The organism is Aliinostoc maniaoense (assembly GCF_058172895.1).
Map to the genome: position 1 here is coordinate 5,141,505 of NZ_CP187952.1, position 15,975 is coordinate 5,157,479.

Sequence of the window (15,975 nt, forward strand, 5' to 3'; positions counted from 1 at the left end):
GCAGTTCATGCCGACTACTTAAAAAGGTAAAAGAAAGAATGAACTGGGAAAGATATAATTTCCCATTCCCAATGCCCTACTTTACTATTACTCAACTTTGAAAAATTTCTGTTGTGAAGTTGGTTTATTACCAAAGGGTATACCTAAGTTAGTCATAATACCATTGCAGTCAGGGTCATTGGGGGATGACATACAACCTTGGGGGGTATTTGGTTGGTTGACTGTTAAATTAGTATTAGCTACTAATGCGGCTAAGTCTGCAACAACTGTATTTTTGTTGGGGTCAAATTTAGTCAGGACAACCTTGACAGTATTGGGATTTTTACAAGATGAGGGTTTCTGAGTATCTCCGCTAGCTTCGCAACCTGTGCTACCCAAGTGGATGGGGAAACCTTGCGCTTGATGATTGGGTTCACCGTGTTTCGCACCTGCGCTGGAAGTGTGTCTATGGTTCTCTAGATCAATCCGCGCAAATTTGTAACCAAACCGCCAATTCCACCAGAGGGATGTTAAATTTAACGGTGATGGGGCAATAACTGCATCTTCATGATTGAGATTGAAGGGGACACCCAAGGTAAATTGCAGTCCTTGATACTGTCCTTTAGGTACTGTACCAATCACTTGATTACGTGTTTCTACTGTGCCGTTACTACAAGCACCGGATTTGTTTTCAAAGTCTAGCAAGGCTAAGTTTTGGTATTGCCATTTACCATCTTGGGTTAAGGTGAGGGGTACAGTTTTGCCATTACTATCGATTAACGCTACATCATATACATAAAAGCGAAAGTCAGATATAGTAACTTTTTTAGCTGGCTTTCCTAAAGTGTAAGTTTTACCACATTCAAAAGGCTGCTTACCAACTTTACTATTAAATTTAATTGTGACTGCTTGAGTTTCAGTAGTAGAAGCTGAACTGAGGGTATAATTTCCCAGAACTGCGGCGCAGGGAATTGTTACCGCTATGAACGCCACTAATTTTGCTGGCAACTGCATCACTTTACCTGTGCATTAATTAAGATTTCTCCCAATTTTCAGTATATGGATGAGTTGCTGTCAAATGACTGGCTGTCAAAGTTGATAGGGTGGGAATGGGGCATGGGGCATGGGGCATTGGGCATTGGGCATGGGTTGAAGTCTGACGGGTTGTCTTTTGACGACATGAGGAATGAACAGCAGAATAAAGAGTGGTGATTAGTAATTGCGTTAGCGGAAGCGGGGCGTTTAGCCCATTGCGTAAAGCCTGCGGCATAGCTGTGCTTAGAGCGTAGCGGGACATTAGTCAATTGCGAATTACGAATTGCTTAATGTCGGTTTTTGTTCTCCTCACACAATTAAGATGATCTCATGAGTCGCTTTTATCGATTCATCTGGGTTTTTAGTATTGTTTTGCTCTTGTTTACTTCGCCTGCACAGGCATTATCTACGGTTAAAGAAGAAGCTACGGCAGGGGTATTTCTCCAGTCAGGGATAGAGAAACTGTTGCAGGGAAGTTATCAGGAAGCAATTCCTGATTTTACGGCGGCTATAGGCTTAAAAAAGAATTTTGCGGCAGCTTATAGCGATCGCTGTTTAGCTTATCTAGAATTAGCGGATTACAAAAATGCGATCGCTGATTGTAATCAAGCTGTTCGTTTTACCCCCGACAATCTGGAAGCATATCTAAATCGGGGTCTAGCATACTACAGATTAGGGAAATATCAGCAAGCGATCGCGGATGATAATCGTGTCATCGCTCTCAAACCTGATGATTCTAGAGCTTATTACAATCGGGGTATAGCTCGTGCGATGTTGGGCAATTATCAAAAAGCTATCTCAGATTATGATTTGGCGTTGCAAAATATCTCCTCAAGTTCTCCTTTAGGTGCAGCTGATATCTACAATGATCGGGGACTGGCTTGGTTTGAGTTATCGGATTTGTCCGAGGCTATCAGGGATTTTTCCCAGGCAATTGCTCTCAATCCTGGTGACTATAGAGCTTACTATAATCGGGGGTGTGTTTGTGGTAGAAGGAGTGATTATGCCTGTGCTATTGGGGATTTTACAAAATCAATTCAGATGAATGCTGACAACGCCCAAGCTTATCTCAACCGAGGGATAGCTTACCATCAAATTGGTCATGAAGCGGCGGCAATCGCAGATTTACAAAGGGCTGTAGAATACTTTGCCCAAGAGGGAGCAACTACAAGCTATGAGAAAACCTTAAACTTACTCAAAAATTTACAACAACAACTCTCATCGCAGTTAGAAATTGCTCTCATCTAGAATGGTATTGAGAAGTGACAACAACATCACCAAAGCCTGATACCATTTCACAAAAAATATGATGCAAATGTAGGTTGGGTTGAGGAACGAAACCCAACACCTCAAAGTCTTGTAATTGTTGGGTTTCACTTCGTACCACTCCGTGGAAGCAAGCTACAACCCAACCTACGCATCTGTTTCATTCTTTTCATGAATTGGTATGACTGCAAGTTTTCATAAAAAAATAGATAACATTTTTAACTTTTCACCATCATTCAAGTAATCTCAAGTTAAGTTTGACACTCTGTCTTTTGACATCAACAGTAGTTTGATTTACTGTCACAAATAATGATTTAAACAATTTTAAAAACAGCAAATCACTTACTTTTGAGTATAAGTGTGAGTGTGAGGGACTAGGTGAAACAATATAGTTTATCTGCTTATCTATGGTTAACATCTACCATATCAATTTTTGCTGCCTTCCCTGCATATTCAGATGAAATAGCTAGCAAAGATATTCCTCAATTGAGCGAAATACAGTTTCCTTATACCAATGTTAAAGAATTATTTGCACAGCAACCAAGTCAAGCTATTCAAGTGACAGGTGTACGTCTCAATGAAACTGCTAGCAGTTTAGAAATCATATTAGAAACCCCTACATCTGATCAGTTGCAGATTGCTAACAAAAGTGAGGGAAATCAATTTATCGCAGATATTCCCAACGCTCAATTGCGTTTATCAAGTGGTAATTCATTTCGTCAAGAAAAACCATTTATAGGTATTGCAGAAGTAGTCGTCATAAATCAGGATGCAAATACTATCCGAGTGATGGTTACAGGTGATGTAGATGTTCCCAAAGTCGAGTTAGATGACAGCGATGAAGGTTTAATTTTTATCATCACCCCAGCAACATCTCCAACACCACAAACACCGGATACATCTCAACCTAGTAGTGAAACACCACCCACACAACCATCATCCGACGCAAATGAACCGATTGAGTTGGTAGTCACCGCCCAAAAACGCCCAGAAGCATCACAGGATGTTCCTGTGAGTCTGACGGTAATTCCTCGCCGGGAAATCACAGACGGACAAATCAATTCTTTATCAGCGATCGCTAATAATACACCCAATTTTACTTTTCTCCCCACTACAGGAGGAAGTGCTGATTTTAGCTACTACAGTCTGCGGGGACTGAATAATTTTAACTTTTTAGCTAGTCAAGATACTGTAGGCTTTTATATTGATGATGTTCCTTTTGATTACGGCGGTTTTCTCGATGTTGCTTTGATTGATTTAGAACGGGTAGAGGTGTTACGCGGCCCCCAAAGTACCCTCTATGGTAGAACTAGTCCGGCTGGGGTGGTGAACATAATTTCTCGTCCCCCTAGCAATCGCCCAGAAATCGGTATTACGGCAGGTTACGGCAGTTACAACAGTCGGGAATTACAATTATCGCTCAGTGATGCGATTATCCCTGATCAACTTTCCTTTCGACTGGCGGGGGCATACAATGCACGAGATGGTATATTTGACAATATCTTTCTTGACAAGGCGGTAGGAGAGCGATCGCAAGTCACAGGACGCGCTCAAATTCTCTGGACACCTACCCCAGAATGGAATATATCATTTAATGCCTATGCCAGTGATAACGATCATGGCAGCCCAACTTTTTCCCGTCAAAATGCACCTGAACCTTTTACCGTTTCTCAAGAAGTCGATGGTTTTAATCGCCTCAGCACTAACACCCAGGCGTTGAAAGTGAGCTATAACGGTAACAGCTTTCGGGCTACATCCATCACCACACGCCGATTTAGCAATCAAAATACTTTAGTGGGTGATAATTTTCCTGGTGACTTGTTGCAGCAAATTATTGGTATTAATTCTACCTTGTGGTCGCAGGAGTTTCGCCTGCAATCTCCTGAAGATGCGGAAAAGTTTCGCTGGCTGTTGGGTGGATATTACGAGTTACGAGATTTTAAAGTAATTGATGATACTTTTAAATATACTCAGGCTGGTGCAGCTGCTTTTAGTCTACCAGCACCGGGAAGCGATCGCGTATCCGCAGAACAATACCGCCACACCTACGCCATCTTTGGACAAGTTGATTACAAACCAGTTACATCCCTAACTGTATTTGCTGGTCTACGCTATGAAACAGCTGATACTGACCTCGACCGTCGTCGTGTGTTTGAAAATACAGACGGCAGTATTAATCCCCCTACAGCAGAAGTACGGGGTGCAACCCTCAATAGTCAAGAATTTATCCCCAGGTTTGGCTTACAATATCGCTTTAGCGAAAATATGATGGCATACGCCACCATAGCGAAAGGCTATAGACCAAGTGGATTCAACTACCGTGCAGATACAGAAGATACACGACGATTTCAAGAAGAAACCTCCTGGAGTTACGAAGCAGGCTTAAAATCTTCTTGGTTAGATGATCGTCTCACAGCTAATCTCTCGGTTTTCCAAACTGATGTGGATAATTATCAAGTTTTGCTAACTGACGATTTTGGCTTTTTTAGAAATGTCACTAATGCCAATGTAAAAGTAACAGGCTTAGAATTTGAACTTACAGCCAAGCCAGTACAAGGATTAAATATAATTGCTGGTATTGGCTACGTAGACAGCAGATTTAAAAATTACAGAAATCCCTTTACAGGGGGAGACTTTAGTGAAAACCGCGTCCCCTTTGCACCAGAACTTACCTATAATTTAGCGGTACAGTATCGCAGTAGAAACGGAATTTTTGCCCGTGCAGAACTACGGGGTTATGGTATAACTTATTTCGATGATGCCAACCAAGTCAAACAAGACCCCTATGCTTTAGTCAATACCCGCATTGGTTATGAAGGTGAAAAATACGGCATTTACTTATATGCTAACAATCTATTTGATACCCATTATATTACCTCCGGCTTTCTGTTTCCAGCACCAAACGTCACCGCAGGATTTGGTGATCCTGTGACTTATGGTGTCCAGATGCGAGCTAACTTTTGAGCTGATAACGAAAATCTCAGCACAGGAATGGCGTTAAAGTAGTTCGCCATTCCTTGACGGTGGTTGCAAGTTTCCCAGATAACCACCTATCAAACTGCGGATATACAGGTAAACGTGGGACTAATTCCCACCCCCCAGGCTGTAAAATTTCTCTTAATTCTTGTTCCTGTAGATGAGGATAATCGGGATTTACTTCATCTTTGGGACTAATTCCCCCTAAATCTCTAGCACCAGCAGCGATACAAGCTAACAACCATTGCGGATCTTTAACTAAATTCGGCGGAATTTGAATTGTCACATCTGATGGTAAAATCTCCCGTGCTTTTGCAATTACCGTTGGTAATTGATGAGGGTTAAAAGGTGGTGCATCAAAGGTTTGTTGATTTCCTGGACTGTGGGGTTGTAAGATGACTTCTTGAATGTGATGATAACGTTGATGAATTTGGGAAATGGCTGCTAAGGTTTCCCAGGAATCATCAGCAGTTTCCCCAATTCCCAAAAGTAAACCGGTGGTAAAGGGAATTTGTAATTCTCCCGCCCATTCTAATTGTTGCAGCCTCAGTTCTGGTAACTTACTCGGTGCATAACGATGAACTGTCTTTAATAGTGCTGGGGTTAATTGTTCCAACATTAAACCCATTGAGACATTTACATTCTTGAGTTGTTGCATTTCTGCAAAACTCAAAGGGCCTGCATTCGTATGTGGTAAAAAACCCATCGATAATGCTAATTCACACAAATCATAAATCCTATGAAACCATTCTTTACGTTTATGTGAGTGAGGACTCACCTCACCGCTAAGGATGAGAATTTCACAAACTTGCTGATTTTGTAGTCGTTTTAAAATTTCCTCTGCTACTGATAAACTCAGCCAAGTGCTTTTACCAGGGTCGGTGCGAAAGTTGCAGTAAGTACAGCGATTGAAACATTCATAAGTCGGAACAATGGTGTAAGCAGGACTATAGGTGACTAGAGCAGAATTGAGAACTTGCATATATATAGAACTTACGCAGTGATACGAAGAATCAAGAGTTTGAGTGAGGGTGTAGGTGTTCAAAACCCTTACACCCCTACACCCTTATACCCTTACACCCCTTCTTAACAGATACCCTCTGTGCGTAAGTCCTGATATATAGAACCGTTTGAACAATTGTAAATAATTTACAGTCAAGAAAAATTATGGAATCTGTAGGCTGAAACACAGATGGCACATAAGTAACAGAGGTTTATACAGGTCTATGTAAAAAATTTTTTCTCAAAATACTTTACAAATCGCAACATCTTTGATTAAGATATGTAACAACAGGCGAAAACAAAAACGCCTGATACATACATAAAGTCAACCGTAATCATAGAAACATGACCACAACCTTACAACAGCGTCAAAGCGCGAACGTATGGGAGCAGTTCTGCAACTGGATTACCAGCACCAACAACCGCCTATATGTAGGTTGGTTCGGTGTATTGATGATCCCCACCCTGCTAGCTGCAACCACCTGCTTCATCATCGCCTTCATCGCAGCACCTCCAGTAGACATCGACGGTATCCGCGAACCCGTTGCAGGTTCACTAATCTACGGCAACAACATCATCTCCGGTGCAGTTGTTCCTTCCTCTAACGCGATCGGTTTACACTTCTATCCCATCTGGGAAGCAGCATCCTTAGATGAGTGGTTGTATAACGGTGGCCCTTACCAATTGGTAATTTTCCACTTCCTCATCGGCGTATTCTGCTACCTCGGTCGTGAGTGGGAATTGTCCTACCGCTTAGGAATGCGTCCTTGGATTTGTCTAGCATTCTCTGCACCTGTAGCAGCAGCAACCGCAGTATTCTTGGTATACCCCATCGGACAAGGTTCATTCTCTGATGGTATGCCCTTGGGTATCTCCGGTACATTCAACTTCATGATCGTGTTCCAAGCAGAACACAACATCCTGATGCACCCCTTCCATATGTTAGGTGTAGCTGGTGTATTCGGTGGTAGCTTGTTCTCTGCAATGCACGGTTCATTGGTAACTTCTTCCTTGGTGCGTGAAACCACCGAAAACGAATCTCAAAACTACGGTTACAAGTTCGGTCAAGAAGAAGAAACCTACAACATCGTAGCTGCACACGGTTACTTCGGTCGCTTAATCTTCCAATACGCGTCCTTTAACAACAGCCGCTCCTTGCACTTCTTCTTAGCTGCATGGCCTGTAATCGGTATCTGGTTCACCGCATTGGGCGTAAGCACAATGGCGTTCAACTTGAACGGTTTCAACTTCAACCAATCCATCATTGATTCTCAAGGTCGCGTCATCGGTACTTGGGCTGATGTGATCAACCGCGCTAACTTGGGTATGGAAGTAATGCACGAGCGTAACGCTCACAACTTCCCCTTAGACTTAGCTGCTGGTGAAGTTGCTCCTGTTGCTATCAGCGCACCTGCTATCAACGGTTAATTCTTCAACTGAGTTTAATAAACTTAGTTAAATAAAAAATACCCTCCAGAAATGGGGGGTATTTTTGTTTGGTTCTAGAGTTTAATCAACAGTCTAATGTCTCTAACTAGCAAATCATTAGCCGTTATGCTGAAGATTCTTGCTAGCCTTCTCCTTCCCTATGGGACGCTACGCGAACGGAGACGCTAACGCGAACGGCAACGCTTCGCGTACATCCGTCCTCACTAGAAACCTGAATATAAAGCGAAAACTCAGAGATGGGGAAGCCGCCGCTCTGAAGTTCGGTGGAGAGGAAAATCCACACCGCTTTTTGCCTCCCCTACATATCTACTTTTTCAGCAAGCCCTATATATCAATTGGCTGCTGTCTGGGCTTCTTGGTAAATAATTTCTTGGAACTGAATCACATCTTTTTGGGGATCAGAGATACTAACTTTCACTGATACCTGTTCACCTAATCTGACTGTCCGCCGAAATACCATTGGTAATTGTAAGCCTAAGTCTTCTAATAATATCAGTGCTAAGTTGCTATCTTCTCTGAGCCACATTAATATTGTGGCTTCCCAAACTTGCTCAGGATGACGACGTAAATATTCTAATGCCCAGTATCTATTAGTTTGCCGTTCTACTATTGTGACTTCTTGGGTGGTACTGGTGACGGTCATCATCACTTCTTTGAGTTGTTCGGCACTAAAGGGTGGAACTTCTCCCCGTAGATGGGCTTTGAGTTGGAAGTGAGTTAGCAAGTCACTGTAACGACGAATGGGTGATGTGGCTTGGGTGTAAGTGTCCAACCCTAAACCAGCGTGACGCACGGGAGTGATGCTCATTTCACTCTTGGGCATACAACGCCGCATGGCACAGGCGCGGACAAATCCGGCTGGTAATCGGACTAATTCTTCTTCTGGGGGTAATTCTGGTTGGGGTTGACCGCGAAAAGGTAAGGGGATGTTGTGTTCTTGACCGTAACGGGCGGCGACTTCCCCAGCTAAAATCATCATTTCAGCTACTAGTTGCCGCGATCTCGAATCATCTAAAATGTCGATGCTAATGTCGTCATTTTTGACTTTAATCATTGCCTCTGGCATATTGATGCTAATCGCACCTTGATTGTAACGCCAAGCTTTGCGTTTAGTTGCCCAAGCTGCGATCGCGGCAATTTCTGGTTCGGCTTGTACTCCTAATTCCAACATCTCATCTACATCTTCGTAGGTGAGGCGGTAGGTAGGTTTAATTAAAGTTGGGTGAATTGTATAATCTTCTACTGCGCCATTTTCATCTAAAATCACCCCGAAGCTCAAAGCACAACAAACTCTGCCCTGTACCAAACTCATTGGCCCAGTTGCCAGTACTTCTGGAAACATGGGAATCATCCCTGTTGGTAAATATACTGTACTACCCCGCTTTCTAGCTTCTAGGTCTAAGTCATCTTCTGGTGCTAACCAACGTGTGGGATCGGCGATGTGTACCCAAAGTCTTTCCCGATTATCTGAGAGGGTTTCCCAACTTAAACCGTCGTCTATCTCAGTGGTACTTTCATCGTCAATTGTATACACCTTCAGGTGAGTCAAATCTAGACGATTTGTGTCTGAGTCTGTTGGTGGATGATCCAAACGCTGTTGAGCCACTTCTAATACCTTGCTAGGAAACTGGATAGGAATTGAAAGACGACGGATGAATAAGTTTTCATGAAGACCCCACCAGCCCAAGTCTACTAATAATTGAAAGGCTGCTTGGGGTGTCGCTTGTCGCCCCAACATATTCATTGTTTCGAGGACTGTAGTTGGGGCAGGATTGCCACGGACTAAAGATTCATAGTTGATTTTCTCCAAGGCAATATCTGCTAGTAGTGTGGCGTATTTTTCCAAACCTTCTATACGCTGGCGGTCATGACGCTGCCATTCTACCACTTCCCCTTGGAGTGCTTTTTCTATCCTGACTAAAAATTCCTGCTGTCCCCTAGCTTTGAGGGCTTCTACTTCTATTTGGTGTTTGCGCTCTGCTACTTGTGTTGTTGTTCTCGGCTCGTAAGCGTCACCTTTTTGCTTGAAATAGAGTTTGTCATCTGATAATAGGCAATGGGCAGCGTAACAAGGGGCTGATGTTGATTCAGAAAACAGTAGGTTAGCCATTTGGGATGGCGTGACTGTCTCCCCTTCTTCTACTAGCAATTCCCAAGCTACTTCCAAGCTAGAGGGGTCTAAATACGGCTTGACCTCTTCTAAAAAGCTGGGAATTTCAGATGAGTTATATGTTTTACCGTTAACTTTATAGGTTATTTGTCTAGGCGCGAGGCTGTGGGATTGACCACGTTCATCTACCACAAACCAACGGGTCTTTCCGTCTGGACGATCTATTACGCCCAAACGGCGATCGCCTTGAACCCGAAATTCAACTAGCGTCCCCTTCTCCACAACTCTCGCAATTATTAATGGTTAACAAATAAATTTTAGATTTTGGAGTTGAATAATTGCTACTAAATCCAAAATCTGTTGATTTTAACTGACTGAGATTTTAGATTGAGGACTCAGACAACTGAAAGCTACATATCACTATTTATGTAGCTTTTCCCGTTCATCCCAAATCTAAAATTCTCGCCACTGAGTCAAATAATTAGCCTTCTGCATTGATAAATGGCAATAAAGCCACAATCCGCGCTCTTTTAATAGCTAATGTTAGTTCTCGTTGCTGTTGACAAGTCAGCCCGGTAATCCGGCGTGGCAATATCTTACCCCGCTCGGTAATAAACTTCCGCAGTAAGTCAACATCTTTATAATCAATTGGTTCTCCAGGCTTAATCGGAGACAAACGCCGACGATAATAGCTCATCTTTACTTGATTTCCTTGTGAACGGTATGTTTATTACAGTGGGTACAGAACTTTTTGAGTTCTAACCTGTTGGTGGTGTTACGACGGTTCTTGGTTGATGTATACCGTGAAACACCCGGCGATCGCTTGTCTGGATTTGTCCGACACTCAGTGCATTCTAGTGTCACTATGATGCGGACACCTTTACTTTTAGCCATAATCTTACAAACACTAAAGCCTGAAGAGAATTAACACAAATAACTATCTTCTCACATTTCGGCGCAAAGTTTCAACTAATCGTTTAATTTTTAAATCTAACGAGTAGCCGCGACGCGACGAAACAATGAAAGTACCTGCATAACGGTCGTGTAGAGCTTGGCGCATCTGGGTATCAGATAACGCTGCCCCACAGTCGATAGCTAGGGGAATTACTAGCAGTATAGCAGTGGGATTGGCGCGAATATTGCCCAAGGCAATAGACACCAAAATTGCACCAAAGCCAATTATAGCTTCTCTTTTAAAGAGTGCTAGCAATTGGGGAATCCTGCCGATAACTTGCCCGTCTTCCACTTCTAGCACTTTCAAGTCAAACGCCCATCGCCCAAGACTTTGCCCTTGATTGTTAAATACCACCAGTACCCGCAAAATTAACCAACCACAGATAAAAACTAAAATCGGGATGAGTTGAATCCCGACTTGATTACTTCCCAATAGAGAACTGACTAGCCAGACAACGAAAAAATCCAATCCCAAAGCCATACCACGCCGACTAATCTCAGCTTTGGGATAGTGTTTTTGGGGAACGCGTTCGATAGTCATAAATATTGGGGAATGGGGAATGGGGAATGGGGAATGGGGAATAGGGAATGGGAGAGAATTATTGCTTGTGCTTTTAATATTAAAGTGAAGTTTAAATACTTTATTTTTGGCAAACTTCCAATATCAGGCGATCGCTATGTTATCAGTCAGGGATGCAGAAAATATTATTTTTAATCTAGTTCAACCACTACAAAGCTTACAAGATACAGAAGTTATAGATTTATTCGCCGCCAATGAACGGATTTTAGCCACCCCTGTGACTAGTTCCCTAGATTTTCCCCATTGGGATAATTCAGCGATGGATGGCTATGCGGTACGTTATGAAGATGTTAAAAATTCTACCGCCGAACAGCCGGTTAAGTTAAAAATTATCTCAGAAATTCCCGCAGGCTATCAACCACAATTTACCCTCCAACCAGGAGAAGCGGCGCGGATTTTTACTGGTGCAGTGATCCCCAATGGTGCGGATACTATAGTTATGCAAGAGAACACACGCCGGGAAAATGACGAAGTTGGGATTCTCACAACACCCCAATTAAGCGAATTTGTCAGACGCAAAGCCTCTTATTACCAAGCAGGAACAGAATTATTACCAGCCGGAATTAAGTTAAATGCTGCGGAAATTGCTGTGTTAGCAGCAGCCCAATGTCCCCAAGTCAGGGTTTACCGTCGTCCTCGTGTAGCAATTTTTTCTACTGGTGATGAATTAGTTACAGTCAATCAATCCTTACAACCAGGACAAATTGTTGACTCTAATCAGTATGCCTTAGCTGCTTTAGTAGAGCAAAGTGGTGCAGAACCGATATTAATGGGGATTATTAAAGATAACCCAACAGCTTTAGCCGCAACAATTCAAACGGCTGTAGCCAACGCCGATATAGTAATTTCCTCCGGTGGTGTTTCCGTGGGTGATTATGACTACATTGACAAAATTCTTGATTCGTTGGGTGCGAAAATTCATATCCGCGCCGTAGCTATGCGCCCAGGCAAACCCCTCACCGTCGCTACCTTTCCCCAGTTTCCAATATATTTTGGTTTACCAGGAAACCCGGCGGCGGTTTTGGTGACATTTTGGCGATTTCTGCAACCAGCGATACGGAAATTGGCAGGACTGGTTGAGGGTTGGGAGGTAGAATTGATCAAAGTGCGATCGCATGATCATCTCCAATCAAATGGGAAGCGCGAAACTTATATTTGGGGGCGTTTGCATTTAATTGATGGAGTTTATGAATTTCACAAAGCACAAGGTAGTCATAGTTCTGGGAATTTAATTAATTTAGCGCACACAAATGCTTTAGCTGTGTTGCCTATAGGTCAAACATTAATTTCACCAGGAGACGAAGTAGAAGTTTTATCAAGAATAAGATTGAGTTTGTAGTAAGGACTTTAGTCCTTATTTGAGAACTAAAGTTCTCACTACAAACCTTTATTTTTCTAAACTCGCACCTTACCGTTATTACTCTCTGTTGTCATATTGGGTTGCAATTTCTGTGATTTACGTCCAGAAATATCCTGTAGTAAACCCATCAGTGCGGGGACGACTGTAGGAGTCAAAATTGTAGAAAATGCTAAACCACCAGTGAGAACAATACCTAAACCTTGATAGAGTTCCGAACCTTGTCCCGGTAACACCGCCAAAGGTAACATCCCTAATACACTCGTACCCGCCGACATAAAAATTGCTCGCAGGCGATCGCTTGTCGCATTATATAAGGATGTATCATAATCCTCCCCTGCTTGCTGTAGTTGTAAGGCTCTATCGACTAACAAAATGGCGTTGTTAACTACAATACCCGTAAGAATCACAAACCCTAACGCCGTAATCATATCCAACGCCACATTCATTCCCAGAATGTTGTTAGCAATTACTAAACTCAACAGTGCGCCACTCATCCCCATTGGTACAGTCGCCATAATTACGACTGGGTACAAAAACGAACGATACAACGCCACCAGCAATAAATAAGTAATGAAAATCGAAAATACAAAAGCCGAGGCTAATTCATTGACAGTTGTCGCCAATTGATCGGCTGAACCTGCCAATTCTAAACTGTAACCTGGGGCAAGACTGGCACGTAAAGGTGCTAAAACTTCCGCTTCGGTACGTTCTACCAATGTACCTAGAGGTGCATCGGGTGCAACGGAAACAGTTAAGCTAATGGAACGTTCTAAATTAACGTGATTAATCACATCTGCCCCTGTGGTTTCGTTAACTTCTGCCACGTCACCGAGTTGCACCTGTCGCCCTTGGGCATATAGTGGTAATTGTCGCAGTTGTTCTGGAGTTTCGACGGCTGTATTTTGCAGTTCTACTGACACGTCGAGTTCTTCTTTGCCATCAATATAATTAGAGGCGATGCGTCCCCCTAAAGCAGCTTCTACCATTGAACCAATTTCGGCTTCTGAAAGTCCGACTTCTGCTAAACGTTCGCGGTTGGGAATCACTTGTAGTTCGGCTGCACCGGCTACGAAGTTAGAACGGACATTCCGCACCCCTGAAAGTTGGCGTAATTTGCCGGTGATTTGCTTTTCTAAATCACCCAACTGATTTAAATCAGCCCCCACAATATCCACTTCAAATTCTTTACCAGGATCGCGGAAAGTGGGTATCCGTGTAGGGACAATAAAACGGTAGCCTGCGAAGTTACCGCTTACGGCGCGTAATCTATCCACCATTGCCGCTAAACCTGTAGTGGTGGCAAATTCCGATTTTAAGACGGTGGCAATTCCCCGTAATGCCCCTGGACGATCAACGTATAAAATGCGATCTACTTCGGGTTGCGATCGCAAAAATTCCCGTATCGGTTCAGATTGGCGAATGGCTTCGGGGATGCTTGTTCCTGGTAAGGGTTCAGCCCGTATCACCACTAAGTTACGATTCCCTTCCGGTAGGTAATCAGCAGGCGGTAAAAACAGCACACTAAATACTAGTAAAACTACGGGAATAGACAGCACCAACAACCGTCTACCAACGCGCTTGCGTCCCAATGACCAACTAACACTAGCAGCCAGGAAGTTTTCTAATTTACCTTGAAAATTCCGAAACACCGCAGAAGTTTGCGCCACAGCCCGTTCTAACCAATTCCCGCCTCGATATTCTCCCCCTGCCATCATTTGGGTTGCTTCGGATTGCTTGAGGAACAATCCCGACAGCATGGGGACTAGGGTTAACGCCGCAAACAGGGAAAATAGGGAAGAAGCAGAAAGAGCGATCGCCATATCTGCATATAGTCTTCCGGCTTCACCAGTCACCATAATCAATGGTGCAAACACTACAACGTTAGTTAAGGTAGAACCCAGCATTGCCCCCCAAACTTCCTGCGTTCCCTCAATCGCTGCCCGCATGGGACTTTTACCGTGCTGCATATGGGTGAAGATATTCTCAATCACCACGATTGCATTATCAACAACCATACCCACAGCAAAGGCCAGCCCAGCTAAACTGATAATATTCAGGCTTCGTCCCAAGGCAGACATAACAATAAACACCATCACCAAGGTTGTCGGAATGGTAATCGCTACTACCGCCACGGTACGCATTGAACCGAGGAACAAAATCAAGACGACGGTAGCGAGTAATGCCCCCGTTGCCAAGTTCCCTTGCACAAACGCCACCGACTGATTAATGTATTGGCTTTCGTCGTAGTTGAAAACAAACTGAATACCTTGATTTTGTTGGTCAAACTCCGCTTGTAGTGCGGCAATCTCTTGCCTAACGCCTTTAGCTACCTCTGGCACATTCGCCCCAATTTGGCGAATTACCCCAATGGCTACCCCTGGATTTCCATTGAAAATCAAAGCACTATCTTGGGGTTTGCGTCCCATCTGTACTTGTGCCACATCCCGCAGGTAAACTGTACCTGATTGGTCACGACGTAAAACAAAACCCTCAATTTGCGTTAAATCTTGCGATCGGCTGACAGTACGGACGCGGTATTCTCTGCGACCTAAAATTAAGGGGCCGCCCCGGATATCACGGTTATTGTCGCGGAGTACCTGGACAACATCACCGATAGTTAAATTGCGATCGCTTAACGCTTTGGGATCAACTTTTACCTCTACTTCCCGTTCTTGTCCACCTACTAATAAAAATTGCCCAGTTCCCTGCACTCGCCGCAATCTGGGAATTACCACTTCTTCTGCTAAATCACGATAGCGGTTAGCATCCGGCTCAAATCCTTCCTTGGTGTCAAACGGTAGCCAAATCATCGGCGAACTATTCGCACCCACCATTTCCACACTCGATTCTTGAGCTTCTGGGGGTAAATTATTTACCTGCTGTAAACGGTTGATCACATCAATCATCCGTTCCTGTACATCAGCATTGGGAGCAAATTCCAGACTAATACTACTACGTCCCGCACGGGAGTTACTGGTAATTTCCTGTACTCCCAACACCTCCTCCATTTGTTCCTCAATGGGGCGGGTGATTAAATCCTCCACCTCTGAAGGCCCTGCCCCTGGGTAGGATGTAGTAATAGTAATTTCCGGGCGATCGCCTCCCGGTTGCAATTCCAAAGGCAACCTGAGTAGGGAGAATACACCCAACAGTGCCAATAAGCAGAATAGGACAAAAGTACCGTGTCGCCAGCGTACAGCAGTTTCAATGAATTTCATAATTTAATTGGGGAATGGGGCATGGGGCATTGGGTAGGCTGTTGAC

12 protein-coding genes are annotated in these 15,975 nt (G+C 43.6%); 4 read left to right on the top strand and 8 right to left on the bottom strand.

All coding sequences use genetic code 11. The features are described from left to right. Nucleotides 1–87 precede the first annotated feature (87 nt). Nucleotides 88–993: an MbnP family copper-binding protein gene (locus ACPZ3T_RS22320; protein ID WP_490271627.1), complete on the bottom strand. Its 906-nt coding sequence runs from the start codon at nucleotides 991–993 to the stop codon at nucleotides 88–90. 19 nt (nucleotides 994–1,012) lie between these two features. Then, complete coding sequence (locus ACPZ3T_RS22325; protein WP_490271628.1) at nucleotides 1,013–1,276, bottom strand: hypothetical protein; 264 nt, start codon at nucleotides 1,274–1,276, stop codon at nucleotides 1,013–1,015. Between the two features lie 68 nt (nucleotides 1,277–1,344). On the opposite strand from ACPZ3T_RS22325, the gene ACPZ3T_RS22330 reads away from it, so the two are divergent. Beyond that, nucleotides 1,345–2,262 carry a tetratricopeptide repeat protein gene (locus ACPZ3T_RS22330; protein ID WP_490271629.1) on the top strand — a complete coding sequence of 306 codons (918 nt, stop codon included), beginning with the start codon at nucleotides 1,345–1,347 and terminating at the stop codon, nucleotides 2,260–2,262. 396 nt (nucleotides 2,263–2,658) lie between these two features. After that, entirely contained in the window at nucleotides 2,659–5,244 is a 2,586-nt protein-coding gene (locus ACPZ3T_RS22335; protein ID WP_490271630.1) for a TonB-dependent receptor domain-containing protein, read from the top strand. Between the two features lie 16 nt (nucleotides 5,245–5,260). Here the strand turns inward: ACPZ3T_RS22335 and cofG are convergent, their stop codons facing one another. After that, nucleotides 5,261–6,238 (bottom strand): 7,8-didemethyl-8-hydroxy-5-deazariboflavin synthase subunit CofG, encoded by a 978-nt coding sequence (gene cofG / locus ACPZ3T_RS22340; protein ID WP_490271631.1) that lies wholly within the window; start codon nucleotides 6,236–6,238, stop codon nucleotides 5,261–5,263. A 365-nt stretch (nucleotides 6,239–6,603) separates the two neighbouring features. On the opposite strand from cofG, the gene psbA reads away from it, so the two are divergent. Beyond that, nucleotides 6,604–7,686 carry a photosystem II q(b) protein gene (gene psbA / locus ACPZ3T_RS22345; protein ID WP_490271632.1) on the top strand — a complete coding sequence of 361 codons (1,083 nt, stop codon included), beginning with the start codon at nucleotides 6,604–6,606 and terminating at the stop codon, nucleotides 7,684–7,686. Nucleotides 7,687–8,038: 352 nt separating this feature from the next. Here the strand turns inward: psbA and ACPZ3T_RS22350 are convergent, their stop codons facing one another. From ACPZ3T_RS22350 to ACPZ3T_RS22365, 4 genes are all read right to left on the bottom strand, one after another. After that, on the bottom strand, nucleotides 8,039–10,099 hold the full coding sequence (locus ACPZ3T_RS22350) for a ribonuclease catalytic domain-containing protein (RefSeq protein WP_490271633.1): 2,061 nt from the start codon (nucleotides 10,097–10,099) through the stop codon (nucleotides 8,039–8,041). A 199-nt stretch (nucleotides 10,100–10,298) separates the two neighbouring features. After that, the gene (gene rpsR, locus ACPZ3T_RS22355; protein WP_096582652.1) at nucleotides 10,299–10,514 is read right to left on the bottom strand and encodes a 30S ribosomal protein S18; all 216 of its coding nucleotides are present in this window, start codon (nucleotides 10,512–10,514) and stop codon (nucleotides 10,299–10,301) included. A 2-nt stretch (nucleotides 10,515–10,516) separates the two neighbouring features. Continuing rightward, on the bottom strand, nucleotides 10,517–10,711 hold the full coding sequence (gene rpmG / locus ACPZ3T_RS22360; protein ID WP_096554383.1) for a 50S ribosomal protein L33: 195 nt from the start codon (nucleotides 10,709–10,711) through the stop codon (nucleotides 10,517–10,519). Between the two features lie 43 nt (nucleotides 10,712–10,754). After that, nucleotides 10,755–11,312: an RDD family protein gene (locus ACPZ3T_RS22365; protein ID WP_490271634.1), complete on the bottom strand. Its 558-nt coding sequence runs from the start codon at nucleotides 11,310–11,312 to the stop codon at nucleotides 10,755–10,757. Between the two features lie 136 nt (nucleotides 11,313–11,448). Between ACPZ3T_RS22365 and ACPZ3T_RS22370 the strand changes: the two genes are divergently transcribed. Next, nucleotides 11,449–12,690 carry a molybdopterin molybdotransferase MoeA gene (locus ACPZ3T_RS22370; RefSeq protein ID WP_490277333.1) on the top strand — a complete coding sequence of 414 codons (1,242 nt, stop codon included), beginning with the start codon at nucleotides 11,449–11,451 and terminating at the stop codon, nucleotides 12,688–12,690. Between the two features lie 56 nt (nucleotides 12,691–12,746). Here the strand turns inward: ACPZ3T_RS22370 and ACPZ3T_RS22375 are convergent, their stop codons facing one another. Beyond that, on the bottom strand, nucleotides 12,747–15,929 hold the full coding sequence (locus ACPZ3T_RS22375) for an efflux RND transporter permease subunit (RefSeq protein ID WP_490271635.1): 3,183 nt from the start codon (nucleotides 15,927–15,929) through the stop codon (nucleotides 12,747–12,749). Nucleotides 15,930–15,975: the final 46 nt, after the last annotated feature.